Annotated in this window: 15 protein-coding genes; 9 read left to right on the top strand and 6 right to left on the bottom strand. The window is 64.9% G+C overall.

Going from position 1 to position 14,342, the window contains the following annotated elements; all coding sequences use genetic code 11:
• Positions 1–4: 4 nt before the first annotated feature.
• From ygfZ to G552_RS0103865, 6 genes are all read left to right on the top strand, one after another.
• Positions 5–973, top strand: a complete 969-nt coding sequence (gene ygfZ, locus G552_RS0103895) for a CAF17-like 4Fe-4S cluster assembly/insertion protein YgfZ (RefSeq protein WP_027881832.1) — start codon at positions 5–7, stop codon at positions 971–973.
• Between the two features lie 79 nt (positions 974–1,052).
• Entirely contained in the window at positions 1,053–2,252 is a 1,200-nt protein-coding gene (locus G552_RS0103890) for a CinA family nicotinamide mononucleotide deamidase-related protein (protein WP_027881831.1), read from the top strand.
• Positions 2,249–2,764, top strand: coding sequence for an RNA 2',3'-cyclic phosphodiesterase (gene thpR, locus G552_RS0103885; protein WP_027881830.1), 516 nt, complete (start codon positions 2,249–2,251; stop codon positions 2,762–2,764). Before G552_RS0103890 ends, thpR begins: the two co-directional genes overlap by 4 nt.
• Before the next feature lie 13 nt (positions 2,765–2,777).
• Positions 2,778–3,827 carry a recombinase RecA gene (recA, locus tag G552_RS0103880; RefSeq protein ID WP_027881829.1) on the top strand — a complete coding sequence of 350 codons (1,050 nt, stop codon included), beginning with the start codon at positions 2,778–2,780 and terminating at the stop codon, positions 3,825–3,827.
• 210 nt (positions 3,828–4,037) lie between these two features.
• The gene (gene rny, locus G552_RS0103870; protein ID WP_027881828.1) at positions 4,038–5,792 is read left to right on the top strand and encodes a ribonuclease Y; all 1,755 of its coding nucleotides are present in this window, start codon (positions 4,038–4,040) and stop codon (positions 5,790–5,792) included.
• Positions 5,792–6,454, top strand: a complete 663-nt coding sequence (locus tag G552_RS0103865; RefSeq protein ID WP_051195669.1) for an HD domain-containing protein — start codon at positions 5,792–5,794, stop codon at positions 6,452–6,454. The genes rny and G552_RS0103865 overlap by 1 nt, the downstream gene beginning before the upstream one ends.
• A gap of 22 nt (positions 6,455–6,476) precedes the next feature.
• Here the strand turns inward: G552_RS0103865 and G552_RS0103860 are convergent, their stop codons facing one another.
• From G552_RS0103860 to hisA, 3 genes are read right to left on the bottom strand one after another with little or no spacing between them, the layout of a single operon-like run.
• Positions 6,477–8,468 (bottom strand): single-stranded-DNA-specific exonuclease RecJ, encoded by a 1,992-nt coding sequence (locus tag G552_RS0103860; RefSeq protein ID WP_027881826.1) that lies wholly within the window; start codon positions 8,466–8,468, stop codon positions 6,477–6,479.
• A 2-nt stretch (positions 8,469–8,470) separates the two neighbouring features.
• Positions 8,471–8,785, bottom strand: coding sequence for a lipopolysaccharide assembly protein LapA domain-containing protein (locus tag G552_RS0103855; RefSeq protein ID WP_027881825.1), 315 nt, complete (start codon positions 8,783–8,785; stop codon positions 8,471–8,473).
• Between the two features lie 9 nt (positions 8,786–8,794).
• Positions 8,795–9,502 (bottom strand): 1-(5-phosphoribosyl)-5-[(5-phosphoribosylamino)methylideneamino]imidazole-4-carboxamide isomerase, encoded by a 708-nt coding sequence (gene hisA, locus G552_RS0103850; protein WP_027881824.1) that lies wholly within the window; start codon positions 9,500–9,502, stop codon positions 8,795–8,797.
• Positions 9,503–9,605: 103 nt separating this feature from the next.
• Here hisA and G552_RS0103845 point away from each other — a divergent pair, with 103 nt between their 5' ends.
• Complete coding sequence (locus G552_RS0103845; RefSeq protein WP_027881823.1) at positions 9,606–10,040, top strand: c-type cytochrome; 435 nt, start codon at positions 9,606–9,608, stop codon at positions 10,038–10,040.
• On the opposite strand, the gene G552_RS0103840 is transcribed toward G552_RS0103845, so the two are convergent.
• Together G552_RS0103840 and rocF are read right to left on the bottom strand one after the other, a co-directional pair.
• Positions 10,037–10,378 carry a hypothetical protein gene (locus tag G552_RS0103840; protein WP_027881822.1) on the bottom strand — a complete coding sequence of 114 codons (342 nt, stop codon included), beginning with the start codon at positions 10,376–10,378 and terminating at the stop codon, positions 10,037–10,039. The genes G552_RS0103845 and G552_RS0103840 overlap by 4 nt on opposite strands.
• 122 nt (positions 10,379–10,500) lie before the next feature.
• A complete protein-coding gene (gene rocF / locus G552_RS0103835) occupies positions 10,501–11,397 on the bottom strand; it encodes an arginase (protein WP_027881821.1) in 897 nt (298 codons plus the stop codon).
• 82 nt (positions 11,398–11,479) lie between these two features.
• Between rocF and G552_RS0103830 the strand changes: the two genes are divergently transcribed.
• Complete coding sequence (locus G552_RS0103830; protein WP_027881820.1) at positions 11,480–12,022, top strand: YceD family protein; 543 nt, start codon at positions 11,480–11,482, stop codon at positions 12,020–12,022.
• Here the strand turns inward: G552_RS0103830 and lhgO are convergent.
• Complete coding sequence (gene lhgO / locus G552_RS0103825) at positions 12,012–13,229, bottom strand: L-2-hydroxyglutarate oxidase (protein WP_027881819.1); 1,218 nt, start codon at positions 13,227–13,229, stop codon at positions 12,012–12,014. The genes G552_RS0103830 and lhgO overlap by 11 nt on opposite strands.
• A gap of 61 nt (positions 13,230–13,290) precedes the next feature.
• Here lhgO and mreB point away from each other — a divergent pair, with 61 nt between their 5' ends.
• Positions 13,291–14,337 carry a rod shape-determining protein gene (gene mreB, locus G552_RS0103820; RefSeq protein ID WP_027881818.1) on the top strand — a complete coding sequence of 349 codons (1,047 nt, stop codon included), beginning with the start codon at positions 13,291–13,293 and terminating at the stop codon, positions 14,335–14,337.
• Positions 14,338–14,342: the final 5 nt, after the last annotated feature.

The raw sequence follows: 14,342 nt of genomic DNA, 5'->3' as shown, positions 1-14,342 counted from the left end.
AGCTATGTCGCTGCAGGAGCTGCACGCCTCGCGAGGGGTGGTCTGGCGGGAGGGGGTTCCCTGGAACTATGGCGCAGTAGAGGAAGAACTGGGGGCCTTACAGCAAGGGGTGGCCCTGCTGGACTTTCCCGAGTATGGGCTGGTGGCGCTTTCCGGGGTGGATCGGCGGGATTTCCTGCACAACCAGTGCACCTCGGATATCCGCCAGATGCCTAAGGAAAGCTGGCTCGAGACCGCCTTTCTCAATGCCAAAGGCCAGATTGAGTATGCCGGGGTGGTACTGCCACGGGAAGAGGCCTTTTGGATCAGTACCCCGGAGGCCTCGGCCCTGGCCGAGCGCTTTGCCCGCTACATCGTTTTTGACCAAGTAGAGGTCGGGGTGCTGGAGGACTGGTACACCTTGCGTCTGCAAGGCCCTAAAGCCCCAGAACTGGCCGCTGTGCTGGGGCTGCTTCCGTCCCGCTGGAGCCTGAGCCAGGCCGAGGGATGGGTGGTGGCGCGGGACGAGTTTGGCCTGTGGCTGTTTGTGGCCGCTGACCAGGCTTTGCCCTTAGCCCAGCGGCTGTTGGAGGCGGGGGTGACCCTGGCCGGGCGCGAGGCCTGGCATATCTGGCGGGTGGAGCGTGGGGTGGCCGACCTGGCCGAGGCCCGGGGGGAGCTACCCCAGGAGGTGGGCTGGGATAGCCGGGTCAGCTACAAGAAAGGCTGCTACCTGGGGCAGGAGATAATGGCCCGGCTCGAGGCACGCGGCCAGACCCGCTACCGGCTCATGGGGCTATTGGGCCAGCGGGCCATTCCGCCGGGGGCCGAGGTCTTCCGCCAGGGGCAGCGGGTGGGCCGGGTGGGCACCGCAGTGGAATCGCCTCGGCTGGGGGCCATTGCCCTGGCCCTACTGCGCAAGGAACTGGCCCCGGGCGACCAGGTGGAGGTGGGGGGTGCCTCGGCTACCGTGAGCGCTTTGCCCATGGTATAGGCCTCCTCCTGCCGGTGTAGGATGGGGGGTGGATGTTTTTGACCTTTTTAAAGAATCGATGTAACATATAGAGGATATTATGTTTTTAGCAGAAATAATCGGCGTGGGTGATGAACTTTTATATGGCGAGACCACCGACACCAACACCGCTGAGATCGCCCAGAGCCTGAGGCCCTACGCCCTGCAGGTTCGCCGTACCTTGCGGGTCGCCGACGACCTAGACACCCTGGCCCAGGAGGTGCGCGAGGCCTGGGCTAAAGCCCGGCTGGTGGTGCTTTCCGGTGGGCTGGGCCCTACCCCCGACGATATCACCCGCGAGGCCATTGCCGCGGCCTTGGGAGAAGAACTGGTGCTCGACCCCCTGGTCTTAGGCGCGTTGGAAAAGCTGTTCGAGGCCCGGGGCTGGCGGATGCCGGAGGCCAACCGCAAACAGGCCTACAAAATTCCTTCGGCCTCCTGGATTGAAAACCCCAGGGGCACCGCCCCCGGTTGGTGGGTGCGCCAGGAGGGCAAAGACCTGGTGGCCCTGCCCGGCCCTCCGGCCGAGTGGCGGCCCATGTGGGCTTCCCTGCTGCCCAGGTTGGGCCTGCCGCAAAAACCCTACAAGCAGGTTACCTTCAAGACCTTTGGTTTGGGGGAGTCGCGCATTGTGGAATTGTTGGGCGACCTGTTTCAGCGGGGCGGGGCGGTGGAGGTGGGCACCTATGCCAAGGTAGATGGGGTAGCGGTGGTGCTGCGCGGGGAGCCAGCGCAGGTAGACCGGCTGGCCGAGTGTATCCGCCCGCTTTTGGGCCAGGCCCTGTGGGGTCAGGAGGGTGAAACCCTCCCACAGTTGGTGTTGCAGGCCCTGCAGGCCCGGCGAGCCACCCTGGCGACCCTCGAGTCGGCCACCGGGGGGGCTTTGGCGGCCCTCCTGACCGGGGTGCCTGGGGCTTCCGAGTGCTACCTGGGCGGGCTTCTGCCCTACAGCCCGGAGGCCAAAGCCCGGCTAGGCCTGACGCCCGGCCAGGGTATGGTCTCGGCGGCCTTTGCCGAGGCCATGGCGGCTTTGGCCCGCGAGGCCCTGGGGGCCACCTATGCCCTCGCCACCACCGGGGTGGCCGGGCCGGAGGCCCTGGAGGGCCAGCCGGTGGGTACGTTCTACCTGGGCTTGGCCACGCCTAAAGGCACCCGTGCCCAGCACCATCGCCTGCCCGGGGCTAGCCGCGAGGTGTTGCGCCAGCGGGCGGCCCACGCTGCGCTGGCCTTTTTGCTGAGGGCGCTTGAGGAGGGCCTATGAGGCTCTTTTACGCCATCTTTCCGCCACCGGCCATCCAGCAGGCCCTAGGCCAGGCCCAGCAAAAGGTGCGGGGCTTCAAGGGCTGGAAGCCCGTTCCGCCCCACCAGCTCCACATCACCCTGTTGTTCTTGGGGGAGCAGCCCAAGGAGCGTCTGCCCCAGCTTCACCGGGTGGGCCAGGCAGTGGCGGCGAGTGTGCCGGCCTTCCAGGTGGCCCTGGGGGGCACCGGTTACTTTCCCCCGGTGGGCTCGCCTCGGGTCTGGTTTGTGAAGGCCCGGGGGGAGGGCCTCGAGGCTCTGGCCCAGGGGTTGCAGCAAGCCCTGCCAGATATTCCCAACCCAAAGGCCTTCCACGCCCACCTGACCCTGGCCCGTAAAAAGGGGCCGGCTCCCCGCATAGGCCCCCTGGTCTTCGATCTGCGCTTTGAGGCCCGGGCGTTGTGTTTAGTGGAGTCCAGGCTCGAGCCCGCGGGGTCGGTGTACCGTGTATTGGCGCAGTTTCCCCTAAGTTGAAGGAGCACAGGACATGGACAAGGAAAAGCAAAAAGTGCTGGAAGGAACCCTAAAGGCCATTGAGAAGCAATTCGGCAAGGGCGCGGTCATGCGCCTGGGCGAGGCCCCCCGGCAGCAGGTGGAGGTTATTCCCACCGGAAGCCTGGGGCTCGATATCGCCTTGGGCATTGGGGGGATTCCCCGCGGGCGCATCATTGAAATCTACGGCCCCGAGTCGGGGGGCAAGACCACCCTGGCCCTCTCCATTGTGGCCCAGGCCCAGGCCGCGGGAGGGGTGGCCGCTTTTGTGGACGCCGAACACGCCCTCGACCCCATCTACGCCAAAAGCCTGGGGGTCAACATCGACGACCTTTTAGTCTCCCAACCCGATACCGGCGAGCAGGCTTTGGAGATCGTGGAACTCCTGACCCGCTCGGGGGCTATTGATGTCATCGTGGTGGACTCGGTAGCCGCCTTGGTGCCTCAGGCCGAGATTGAGGGGCAGATGGGCGATGCCTTTGTGGGCCTGCAGGCTCGCCTGATGAGCCAGGCCTTGCGCAAGCTGACCGCGGCCCTTTCCAAGAGCAACACCGCGGCCATCTTCATCAACCAGATTCGGGAGAAGGTAGGCACCATGTACGGCAACCCCGAGACCACCCCCGGGGGACGAGCGCTTAAGTTTTACGCCTCGGTGCGCCTGGATGTGCGTAAACAGGGCCAACCCATCAAATCGGGCAACGAGGCGGTGGGCAACCGGGTGCGGGTCAAGGTGACCAAGAACAAGCTGGCCCCGCCCTTCCGCGAGCACGAGCTCGAGCTCTACTTCGGTAAGGGCATCGACCCTTGGGCCGACCTGGTCTCGGTGGCAGTGGCTGCTGAGGTCATCACCAAGGCCGGTTCCTGGCTTTCCTATGGGGAGACCCGTTTGGGCCAGGGCAAGGAGAAAGCCGCCGAGTTTCTGCGGGGCGACCCAAGGCTGGCCCAGGAAATCCGGGAGAAAGTTTTGGCCCAAGCTGGTAAGCTATCCCTACGGACGACCGCCGAGGAGGAGGAGGATACCTCCGCTCGGCTGTCCGAGGTTTAAGGCTTGCTAGGTGGGGTTCTCCCAGTATGAAGGGCCAGGAAGCCAGTATATGGATTTGCTCGGTGGCGATCCGCCGGGCCAAGGGGCAGCTTGGTGTAGAGTTTAGCGACGATCTACCTCTGGTGGGACAGCGGGCCATGCGCTAAAAGCTTTTCTTGTCCCGGCCAGACCTGAGACTGTGAGAACCTCCTTGCAATCGAGGAGGCACCGATGGCGTTTACCCTACTGGATTGGATACTCACCCTGATGGTGGTGGTGCTGGCGGTGACGGTGGTGCTGCTCTTGCAGCGCACAGGCCGCCAGGTGGTACTGGATAAAAGCGAACTCGAGGCGGCCCGGCGCGAGGCCGAGCGCATCCTCGAGGCCGCACGGCAACAGGCCCAGACCGCTTTAGAGCAGGCCCAGGCCCAGGCCCGAACCCAGCTCGAAACCGCCCGCGCCGAGGCCCAGAGCCTGCGTCAGAGTGCCCAGGCCGAGGTGCAAAGCCTGCGCCAGAGCGCCCAGGCCGAACTCGAGCGGCTGCGCACACAGGGCGAGGAGCGGTTGCGCCAGCAGCTCAGTGAGGAGCGCGAACGGCTTCAGGCCAGCCTGCAGGCCGAGCAGGAAGGCCTGGCCCGCGAGCGTGAACGGCTACAGGCCGAGCTACAGGCCATCCGAGCGGAGCGCGAGGAGCTCAAGCGGGAGACCGAACGCCTAGCCCGCCGGGGCGAGCAGCTCGACCTCCGGGCGGCCCGGCTCGATGCGCAGGAAGAAAAGCTCGATGCGCTAGAGAAGGCCCTGGAGGCCCGTGAGGCCCAGTTGGCCCAGCGCGAGCGGCAGATCGACCTCAAGCTGCAAGAGGTGGCCGGCCTGAGCCAGGAGGAGGCCCGGCAGCTTCTGCTTTCCCGCCTGGACGCCGAGCTGGAGGAGGAGAAAGCCCTGCGGGTCAAGGCCAGCTTGGAGCGGGCCCGCCTCGAGGCCAAGCGGGAGGCCCAGAAACTGCTGGCCCAGGCTGCCCAGCGCCAGGCTTCCGAGACCGCAGCGGCCCTGGCGGTCTCGGTGGTGCCCATCCCCTCCGATGCCATGAAGGGGCGCATCATTGGGCGGGAGGGGCGCAACATCCGCACCTTCGAGGCCCTGACCGGGGTAGACCTGATCATCGACGATACCCCTGAGGCGGTACTGCTCAGCAGCTTCAACCCCATGCGCCGCGAGATTGCCCGGATGGCCCTGGAGCAATTGGTGCAGGATGGCCGCATTCACCCCAGCCGCATTGAGGAGGTGGTGGAGAAGGCCAAGAACGAGATGAAGACCTTTGTCTATGAGCGCGGGGAAGAGGCGGCCCTCGAGGCCGGGGTGGTGGGCCTCAAGCCAGGCCTGGTGCAGCTTTTGGGCCGGTTGCACTTCCGTAGCTCCTACGGTCAGAATGTGCTTAAGCACTCTATCCAGGTGGCTCACCTGACCGGCATCATGGCGGCTGAGCTGGGCCTGGATGCCGCTTTGGCCCGTCGCGCAGGGCTGTTGCACGACCTGGGCAAGTCGGTCGATCGCGAGATCGAGGGCACCCACGTGGAGATCGGTATCACCCTGGCCTCCCGCTTTGGCGAGCCCAAAGAGGTCATCGACGCCATCGCCCACCACCACGACCCAGAGAACGGCGAGACCCTGTACTCGGTGTTGGTCGCTGCCGCCGACGCCATCAGTGCGGCCCGGCCCGGGGCCCGGCGGGAAAGCCTGGAGGAGTACATCCAGCGCTTAGAACAGCTCGAGCGCATCGCCCTGAGCTTCCCTGGGGTGGAACAGGCCTTTGCAGTGCAGGCCGGGCGCGAGGTACGGGTTATCGTCAAGCCGGAGCGCATCTCCGATGCCAAGGCTACCCTGCTGGCCCGCGAGATTGCCGGGCGCATCGAGCGTGACATGAACTACCCTGGCCAGGTGCAGGTCACGGTGGTGCGGGAGAGCCGGGCAGTGGAGTACGCCCGCTGATGAGGTTCCACCTCTCGCCGGGGGGGCGCCGCCGCCTGGTAGAGCGCTGGAAGGTTTTATGGGCTGGGCTGGGGGTGGCTCCAGCGGCGCACCGGCCCTTGCTTGAGGAGCTTCTCGTCCGCCACACCGAGCCCCAGCGCTACTACCACAACCTGGCCCACCTCGAGCGGCTATTCGCTCTGCTGGAAGCCCCACCCGCGCCCATAGGGGCCCCGGCTCTACAACAGGCCCCCCATCTGGCCTTGGCGGTCTGGTTCCACGACGCTATCTACGACCCTACCCGTGAAGACAACGAACTCCAGAGCGCCCTTCTGGCTCAAGCACGCCTCGAGGGGTTGGGGCTGGCTGGCGTTCTTATTCAACGGGTGGTGAATCTTATCCTGGCTACGGCAAACCATCAGACCCAAGACCCGGACGGCGCGCTGTTTTTGGATGCCGACCTGTCCATTCTGGGCAGCGACCCCCAGACCTACCAGGCCTATACCCAGGCCATCCGCCAGGAGTACGCCTGGCTGCCTAAGGGGCTCTACCAGGAGCGTCGGGCCAGTCTATTAAAGCGCTTTTTGGCGCGTGAGCGCATCTACCAGACCGGAGCCTTTGCCCCTCTGGAAGAGCCCGCGCGGGAGAACCTGCGGCGAGAACTGGCGCAGATCGCCCTTTGAGCCCCTGAGAATGGTGGCGTCGTCAGGTAGTAGCGCACACCTTCAGGGCTTGCCAGTAGCGCTCTAAACTTTCTCCCAACAGACCCGCCTGCTTTTGCCGGTAAGCGGTGGCTACCCGTCGGCCCAGGGCTTGTACCAGGGGGTTGGGGTGGCTTTCTAGCTGAGCCAGGGCCTTTTCCGAAAGGGCGATCCACACCCGGGGGGGGTAGGCTGGGGCTAAGGGCAGGCTGAACCAGTACTCGGCTTCCTCCGGGGGCACCACCTGGGCCCCGCGGCTTTTGAACCACAAAGCACCCTCGGGGTGTACGTAAACCCGGGCTTGCTGCCCAAGGGCCTGCTTTAGGCCATGGCGCAGGGGAAGGGGAAAAGCCCAGGCCCTTAGGTGCACGGGCTTTGCCTGTTTCGATAGGGGATCGTCCTCTTCCTCCTGGGCCGGGCGGTAGGCCGCAGCCCAGAGCTCGAGGGAACGCTCGCCGTTCCACTCGTTGGCGACCAGCTCGCCGGCCACCTCCAGCAAGGCCGGCAGGTTCTCCCCGCCATCCCGCCACCGCACTACCCGCAGCCCATTCAGGTAAAAGGCCAGATGCTGCCCTTCGCTGCCCATCCGGCGTACCCGCTCGGGCCGGCCCCGTAGGAAGAACAAGGGCGGCGGATTGCCTTCCCCGGTGGGCTCGAGGAGGGTAGTGGCCCGGTACAGGGCCTCGAGGTCCTCCCCGTCCAGGGCTCCGTCCAGCCAAAGCTCGGGTACAGGTGGGGGAAACTGGGCCACATAACGTTGAATGGCCTCCTTGAAAGCGGGAACCTGGTTTTCTTCCATAGCAAAACCGGCCGCCTGCGCGTGGCCGCCAAAGCGCTTGAGGTGGGCCTGGGCACTCCGCAGCGCCCCTACGGCGCTGATGCCGGGGGTGGAGCGCACCGAACCCTTGCCCTGGGCGATGATGAATACCGGCTTGTAGAAGCGCTCCAGCAGCCGGCTGGCCACAATCCCCATTACCCCCGGGTGGCCCTCTGGGTCGTGGACAACCAGGGCCGCCGGCTCGGTTTCCAACCCGGCCATGATGCGCTTTAGCATCGCCTCTTCGATCCGCTGACGCTCCTGGTTTAGCCGGGAGAGGGCCTCGGCTGCCCGTCGGGCCTGGAGGGGGTCTTGGGTGGTGAGGAGTTCCAGGGCGAGTTCAGCCTGGCCCAGCCGCGAGGCCGCGTTGAGCCGGGGGGCGATGCGGAAGGCCACTTCGCTAGCGGTAAAGGCCCGGCAGTGCTCGGCAGCGAGCCAGGCCAGGCCCGGGTGGGCCGAGTCGCAGAGGCGCCGCAACCCTTCCATGACCAGTGCCCGGTTGAACCCTTGCAAAGGGGCTAGATCGGCCACCGTACCGATGGCCGCGAGGTCGGCATACTCCAGCGGGGGTTCTTTACCCAGGATGGCGTACACCTGCCACAAGAGCAGGAAGGCCACGCCCGCGCCGGTAGGGTGGGCCTGGTCTTTTAGCCGGGGGGAGAGGGCCGGGTGCACAATCAGACCCGGAGGCCGCACCTCCCCTGGGGTGTGGTGGTCGGTGACCAGGACCGAGACGCCGTTTTCCACCAGCGCTTTCAGCTCGGCATGATTGCTGATGCCGCAGTCCACGGTAATGAAGAGGTCGCAAGCCTCCAGGTGCTCCGGCACCCGCTCTAGCAAAACCCCATAGCCCTCCTCCAGGCGGTGGGGGATAAAGGCATGGATACTGGCCCCCAGCCTTCCCAGGCCCCCGAGCAGGAGGGCGGTGCCGCATAGGCCATCGGCGTCGTAGTCGCCGTGAACCCGGATGCGCTGGCCTTTTTCGATGGCCTCCAGTACGCGCCTCGCGGCTTCCTCCAGGCCCTCCAGGGGCAGCAGGGTGAGGGGTGGGGTTAGGTCGGCGGGTTGGCGGAAGCCTCGGTGCCACAACAAAGCAGCCCCCAAAGGGGAGAGGCCCAGCCCTTCGGCCAACGGGCGTAGGGCTTCGAGGCTGGGCCATGGGCGAAACTTCCAGACCATGCTTACTCCGCTTCCCGATCGGGGATGACCGGGAGTTCCTCAGGGTGCTGCCGCTTTAGGGCCTCGAGTTCCTCCCGAAGCTGCTGTAGCTCTCGCCGCAGCCGACGAAGGGCGGTTTGCGCGTTGACCCAGGCCACCAGCCCATACAGCCCCATCACCAGCAGGCCTAAGGCAAAAGCTCCTAGAAGGAGATAAGCCCCGTGTACCGCGCCCCAGGGTGTGCCCAACCACAGATTCGGTTCCAGGGTATACAGAGCCCAGACCCCTGCGGCCACCGCCAGCACGATTAGGAAAGCCAGCCCGTTCAGGAGTTTCATGGTCGCAGTTTACCCCTGGACCCAGCGCCTGAGGTCGATGCGCCCCTCGTACAGGGCCTTTCCGGTAATGGCCCCCTCCACCCCTAGGCGCTTTAGGCCCAGTAGGTCGGCCTCGGAGGCGATGCCCCCCCCGGCAATCAGGAAGCCGGGCCAGGCCGAGCGTACCGCCCGCACCCCCTCGAGGTCTAGCCCAGCCAGGGTGCCATCCCGGCGTACATCGGTATAGATCAGGGTGCGCAGGCCCATGGCCCACAAGGGCTGGGCCAGCTCGGGGACTTGGCGGGCCGTGGCCTCGCTCCAGCCCGAGACCACCACCTCCAGGCCTCGGGCGTCCAGGCTGACCACCACCCGCTCCGGGCCCCACTCCGCCAGCATCTGCCCCAGCACCTCCGGAGCCTTGACCGCCAGGGTGCCCACCACCACCCGGTAGGCCCCCAGGGCCAGAAGGGCTCGAGCGTCCTCCAAGCTGCGCACCCCACCTCCCACCTGGAAAGGGATGGAGAGGGTGGCCGCCACCGCCCGCAGCACCTGGCGATTCTCCCCTCGTCCCGTGGCCGCGTCTAGGTCCACCAGGTGCAGCATCCGAGCTCCCTGGGCCTGCCAGTGCAGGGCAGCCTCCACGGGGTTTTCGAAGTAAACCGTTTCCTGCTCGGGATTGCCTTCGAGGAGCCGAACCGCCCGTCCGGACTGGATGTCTACCGCGGGAATCACCAACACAACGGGATTGTACCAGAGGGTTCCGGCTTACCTGGGTGGGGTAAGGGTCAAAATACCGGCTCTCCTCCTACCTTTGGCTTATACTCGAAGTAAGGAGGAACTCATGTGGGCGTTTTGGCTTCCCCTTTTGCTGGGTCTGGCTTTGGCCCAGCCCAGCCCGCTCTACGAGCGTTGCGCGGTCTGCCACAAAACGGACGGAAGGGGTGGGGTGGGTAACTGGCCCCCGCTGGCAGGCCATGTGCCCACCCTCCTGGCCCAGCCTGGCGGGCGGGAGTACCTGATTTGGGTGGTGCTCTATGGCCTGCAAGGCAAAATACGGGTAGGCAGCCGTAGCTTCGACCAGGTGATGCCCGGTTTTGGCCGCTCCCTTTCCGATGAAGAGATTGCCGGGTTGCTCAACCATATCGCCACCCAGTGGGGCAACCGCTTCCCCAAAGGGCAAAAACCCTTCACCGCCGCCGAGGTGCAGGCCCAGCGAGGCCGCAACCTCACCCCGGCCCAGGTGCATGAGGCTCGAGGTCGGCTGGGTCTACCTTAGTCCAATGGACAGCCCAGGCCAAAGTGGGGTGGAACCCGGCGTAGCTCCGCCTGGAAGAGGCTATGGCCCAGTAGCCAGTGCCCGTCCAGCGGGGTGAGGCGCAGGGTAAGGTCGCGGTCGGGGCTGGCGGCCAGGCGCAGCTTTAGGTAGGGCCCCCCACCCAGGCCTAAACCCACCAGTTCGCTGCACTTAAGCTGCGTCCGGCTGCTCTGAAAGCCCCGAACCAGCGCGTCTTGCAGCTCGCCCAGGGTGCGGCTGTAGTAGGTACGCAGGCGCACCTCCTCCACCCCTCCTCGCAGGGTGCGGGCCTCCACCCAGGCTTCCGGCAGGTAGACCAAAGGATCGCTGCTGAGAATGGCCTGGGGTGGGGGGTTTTAGACGGGGGCGCAGGCTCCCAGGGCAATCAGACCCAGCATTAGCAAAGCCCTTTGTGCTTTATGAGTGTAGGATTAAGCCAGCTTTAGAAAATTTTCTTACCCAGTAGGCTGCCGGCCAGCTCGACCATCATTCGGGCGGTGCGGTTGGCGATGTCCAGGATAGGGTTGACCTCCACCAGGTCAAGGCTGGTGACCAGCTGGGCATCGGCCAAGAGCTCCATCAGCAGGTGGGCCTCGCGGTAGGTCAGGCCCCCGGCCACCGGGGTGCCCACCCCAGGGGCAATCTCGGGGTCGAGCACATCGGCATCGAGGGAGAGGTGCACCTTGGCAAACCCGCGAAAATGCTGAACCACCGCCTCGGCAATGGCCGGAATACCCTCTATGTCCACCTCTTTCATGGTAAAGACCATGACCCCCCGCTGGCGCAGCAGCCGAACCTCGCCGGGGTCCAGGCTGCGAACCCCGATCAGCACCACGTCTTCCGGGCGTACCTTGGCCCCTGGGTAGCCCAGGTTGATCAGGCGGGGGTCTCCCAGGCCGCACAGGTGGGCCAAGGGCATCCCGTGGATGTTGCCGCTGGGGCTGGTCTCGGGGGTGTTAAAGTCGGCGTGGGCATCCACCCAGATCACCCCGATGCGCTCCCCTCGAGCCACCCCGGTGACCGAGCCCATGGCGATGGAGTGGTCGCCCCCCAACACGATGGGGAATGTATCGGCTGGCATCTGGCCCAGGGCCTGGATGGTGTCCAGGCAGGCGGCCCGGATGGCCTCGAGGTAGCCCAGTCCCCCCGGTTGTTCCGCTTGGCGGTGCAGGCTTTCCACCACGGGCACCTTCACATCGCCAAAATCGTGTACCTGGTGGCCCAGGCTTTGCAGCACTTCTTGCAAGCGCCCGTAACGGATGGCGCTGGGCCCCATATCCACGCCCCGTCGCCCCTGGCCAAGGTCCATAGGCACTCCTAAAATGCCAATCGGCTTCATAGGCTCAAGTCTACCCTTGTTGACCTAATAACCTTGGCCGGGCTAAAGTAAGAGGCTACGCTTTGGGCGTAGACTGGCAGAAATGAAAGAGCAAGCCATTCAAAGCATCAACCTCTCGCGCCTGCTGCGGGAGGGGGGCAGCACCGCGGCCCAGGGGGAGATTTTGGAATACATTCCCCTAGAGAACGAGCGCATCCTGCTGCAGGGCCCGGCCCACTGGAAGGTGCGGGTGGCCCGGCTGGAGGGGGAGGAGGGGCAGGCTTTCTGGCTCTCGGGGGAGATTGCCGGCTACGCTTTGCTGGAGTGCCGCCGCTGCCTAACCCCTACCCCGGCGGCGGTGCGGGCCCATTTCCAGTACATGCTGCGCTACCAGCCGGGCCTGGCCCACCCCGAGCTCGTGGAGGAAGATGAAGAGGAGGTTCTGCTGTTTGGCCATCCCAACCTCGAGCTAGGGCCCATCCTCAGCGAGGCCTTTGCCCTCGAGCTGCCCTACACCGTGCTCTGTAAGGAAGATTGCAAGGGCCTTTGCCCGGTTTGCGGCACCAACCGCAACGAGGTGGACTGCGGCCACGATGAGGGCTCCCCGACCCGCTTGGGCCGGTTGTTAGGCCAGCTTATGGGCTGAGGCTGTGGCCTTGCTGTAGCTCCTCCACCCGCGTCACCACATACTCGGCAAAGGGCATGGCCGCGGTCCAGGCAGGCGAGATGGCATTGAGTACGTGTAGGCTGGTGGCGTCGCCCTCGAGGGTGAAGTCCATCACCAGCTTCTTCTCTTGGTGGTCGTAAAGCTGGGCCCGGATGCCGGGCCGGCCCCAGGTACGGTAGTTCTCTCGCCGGACCCCTTCCAGCAGGGCTGCGGCCTGGGCTACCAGATAGGGCTGGGCGTATTTCTTCAGCTCCTCCAGGGCAATCCCGCGGAAGTTGAAGTCGTTGCGCAAGAATAAAACGGCCTCATCCCGCAGAATGGATAGGGCCTCGGTGGGGTTGAAGCCCTGAAGGCCCTGGTAGTTTTCCCGCCAGAAAGCGGGGATGGCGGTGGGGCCAATCTTGACCCTGCCGTCCACGGTTACGGTGAAATGTACTCCCAAAAAGGTGTTGCGCAGGTCGGGGACGGGATAGATGTTGGTGCGCAGCGATCCTGCCGGCTCGTCGCCGTAGAGGTACAGCCCCTTAAAGGGCAGGATGCGGTAGCGCAGACCTAGGCCGAAGTCGTGGGCTACCTTGTCGGCGTAAAGGCCTGCGGCGTTGATGACGAATCCGGTGCTGTAGACCTCGTGCGGGGTGAGGATGTCCAGGCCCCGCCGGCCCTGGTAAGGGCTATCCAGGCATAGCGTGATTCCCTGATCCCGGCACTCTGCCGCTATGGCGGCCATGCACTCCTGAGGGTCTACTGTGGCGGTCTGGGGCGACCACAGGGCCAGCTCGGTGGTCTTGATCCGGGGCTCGATTTTTTTGGCCTCCTCGAGGGAGATTAGGTAGGTCTCTACCCCGTTTTGGTCGCCCCGGCGCTTGAGCTCGCGCAGCCCTTCCACCTCGAGTTCGTTTTTAGCCACCACCAACTTGCCACAGCGGTTAATGCGCAACCCCCGTTCCTCCACGAAAGCCTTCCAACGGGCGTTGCCCTCGCGGGTGAAGCGGGCTTTGAGCGAGTCGGCGCTATAGTAAAACCCAGCGTGCAGTACTCCCGAGTTGCGTCCAGAGCCGTGCTGGGCTAGCGCCTTTTCTTTTTCCAGGACTACAATCCGGGCTTCCTTCTGCCGCCGGCGCAGCTCGAGGGCAATGGTCAGGCCCACAATCCCCCCGCCGATGATCAAATAGTCACAGGTCTGCATCCCATGTATTCTAGGGCACTGGGATACCCGCCTGGGTTGTAAGCCTGTACAATAAAGCGCTATGGCTGGTTTGTTCTCGTTTCGCGGCGAAGATGTGGGTATTGACCTGGGCACCGCCTCGGTGCTGATTTACGTGCGTGGCAAAGGTATTGTGCTGCGTGAGCCTTCGGTTATTGCTATGGTCAGCGACACTAAAGAGGTCAAGGCGGTGGGAGCCGAGGCCTACCGGATGCTGGGGCGAACCCCCGGCAACATTGTGGCGGCCCGGCCCCTTAAGGATGGGGTCATCGCCGACTATACCCTCACCGAGCGGATGCTGACTTTGTTCATCAAAAAGGTGCTGCCCCCCTTGCGCTTTGCCCGGCCCCAGGTGATGGTGGGGGTGCCCTCAGGGGTCACCGAGGTGGAGCGGCGAGCGGTAGTTCAGGCCATTGTGGAGGCCGGGGCTAAGCGGGCCTATCTGATTGACGAACCTCTGGCGGCGGCCATCGGGGCCGGGATTAAGATCGCCGAGCCCACCGGTAGCATGGTGGTGGATATCGGTGGGGGTTCGACCGACATTGCGGTTATCTCCCTGGGGGGCATCGTGCGCTCAACCAGCCTGCGCATTGCCGGAAACGAGTTCGACGAATCCATCATTCGCCATGTGCGCAACAAGTACAGCCTGCTGATTGGCGAGCGCACGGCAGAAGACCTCAAGATCAAAATCGGGGCGGCCAAAAAGGCCCCTGGGGAAGAGGAAACGGTGGCCGAGGTGCGGGGGCGCGACCTGATCTCGGGCCTGCCCAAGAGCATCGAGGTGAGCGCCGATGATGTGGTGGAGGCTTTACAGGAGCCTCTGGAAAAGATCGTGCAGGGAGTGAAGGGCGTCCTCGAGACCACCCCGCCCGAGCTAGTGGCCGACATTATTGACCGGGGGATTCTGCTCACCGGGGGAGGGGCTTTGCTACGCAACCTAGACCTACTGCTGCAAGAGTCCACCGGGGTACCGGTGGTGGTGGCCGAGAACGCGGTGGAGGCGGTAGCTTTGGGCACCGGCAAGGCCTTGGAGATGCTGCACGTGTTGCGCGACGCATTGGTTACCTCGGACAATGTGCTGAAGCGCTAGAACGC

The organism is Meiothermus rufus DSM 22234 (assembly GCF_000423425.1).
Lineage (GTDB): Bacteria > Deinococcota > Deinococci > Deinococcales > Thermaceae > Meiothermus > Meiothermus rufus.
This window is presented reverse-complemented; position numbering and strand designations above follow the sequence as displayed.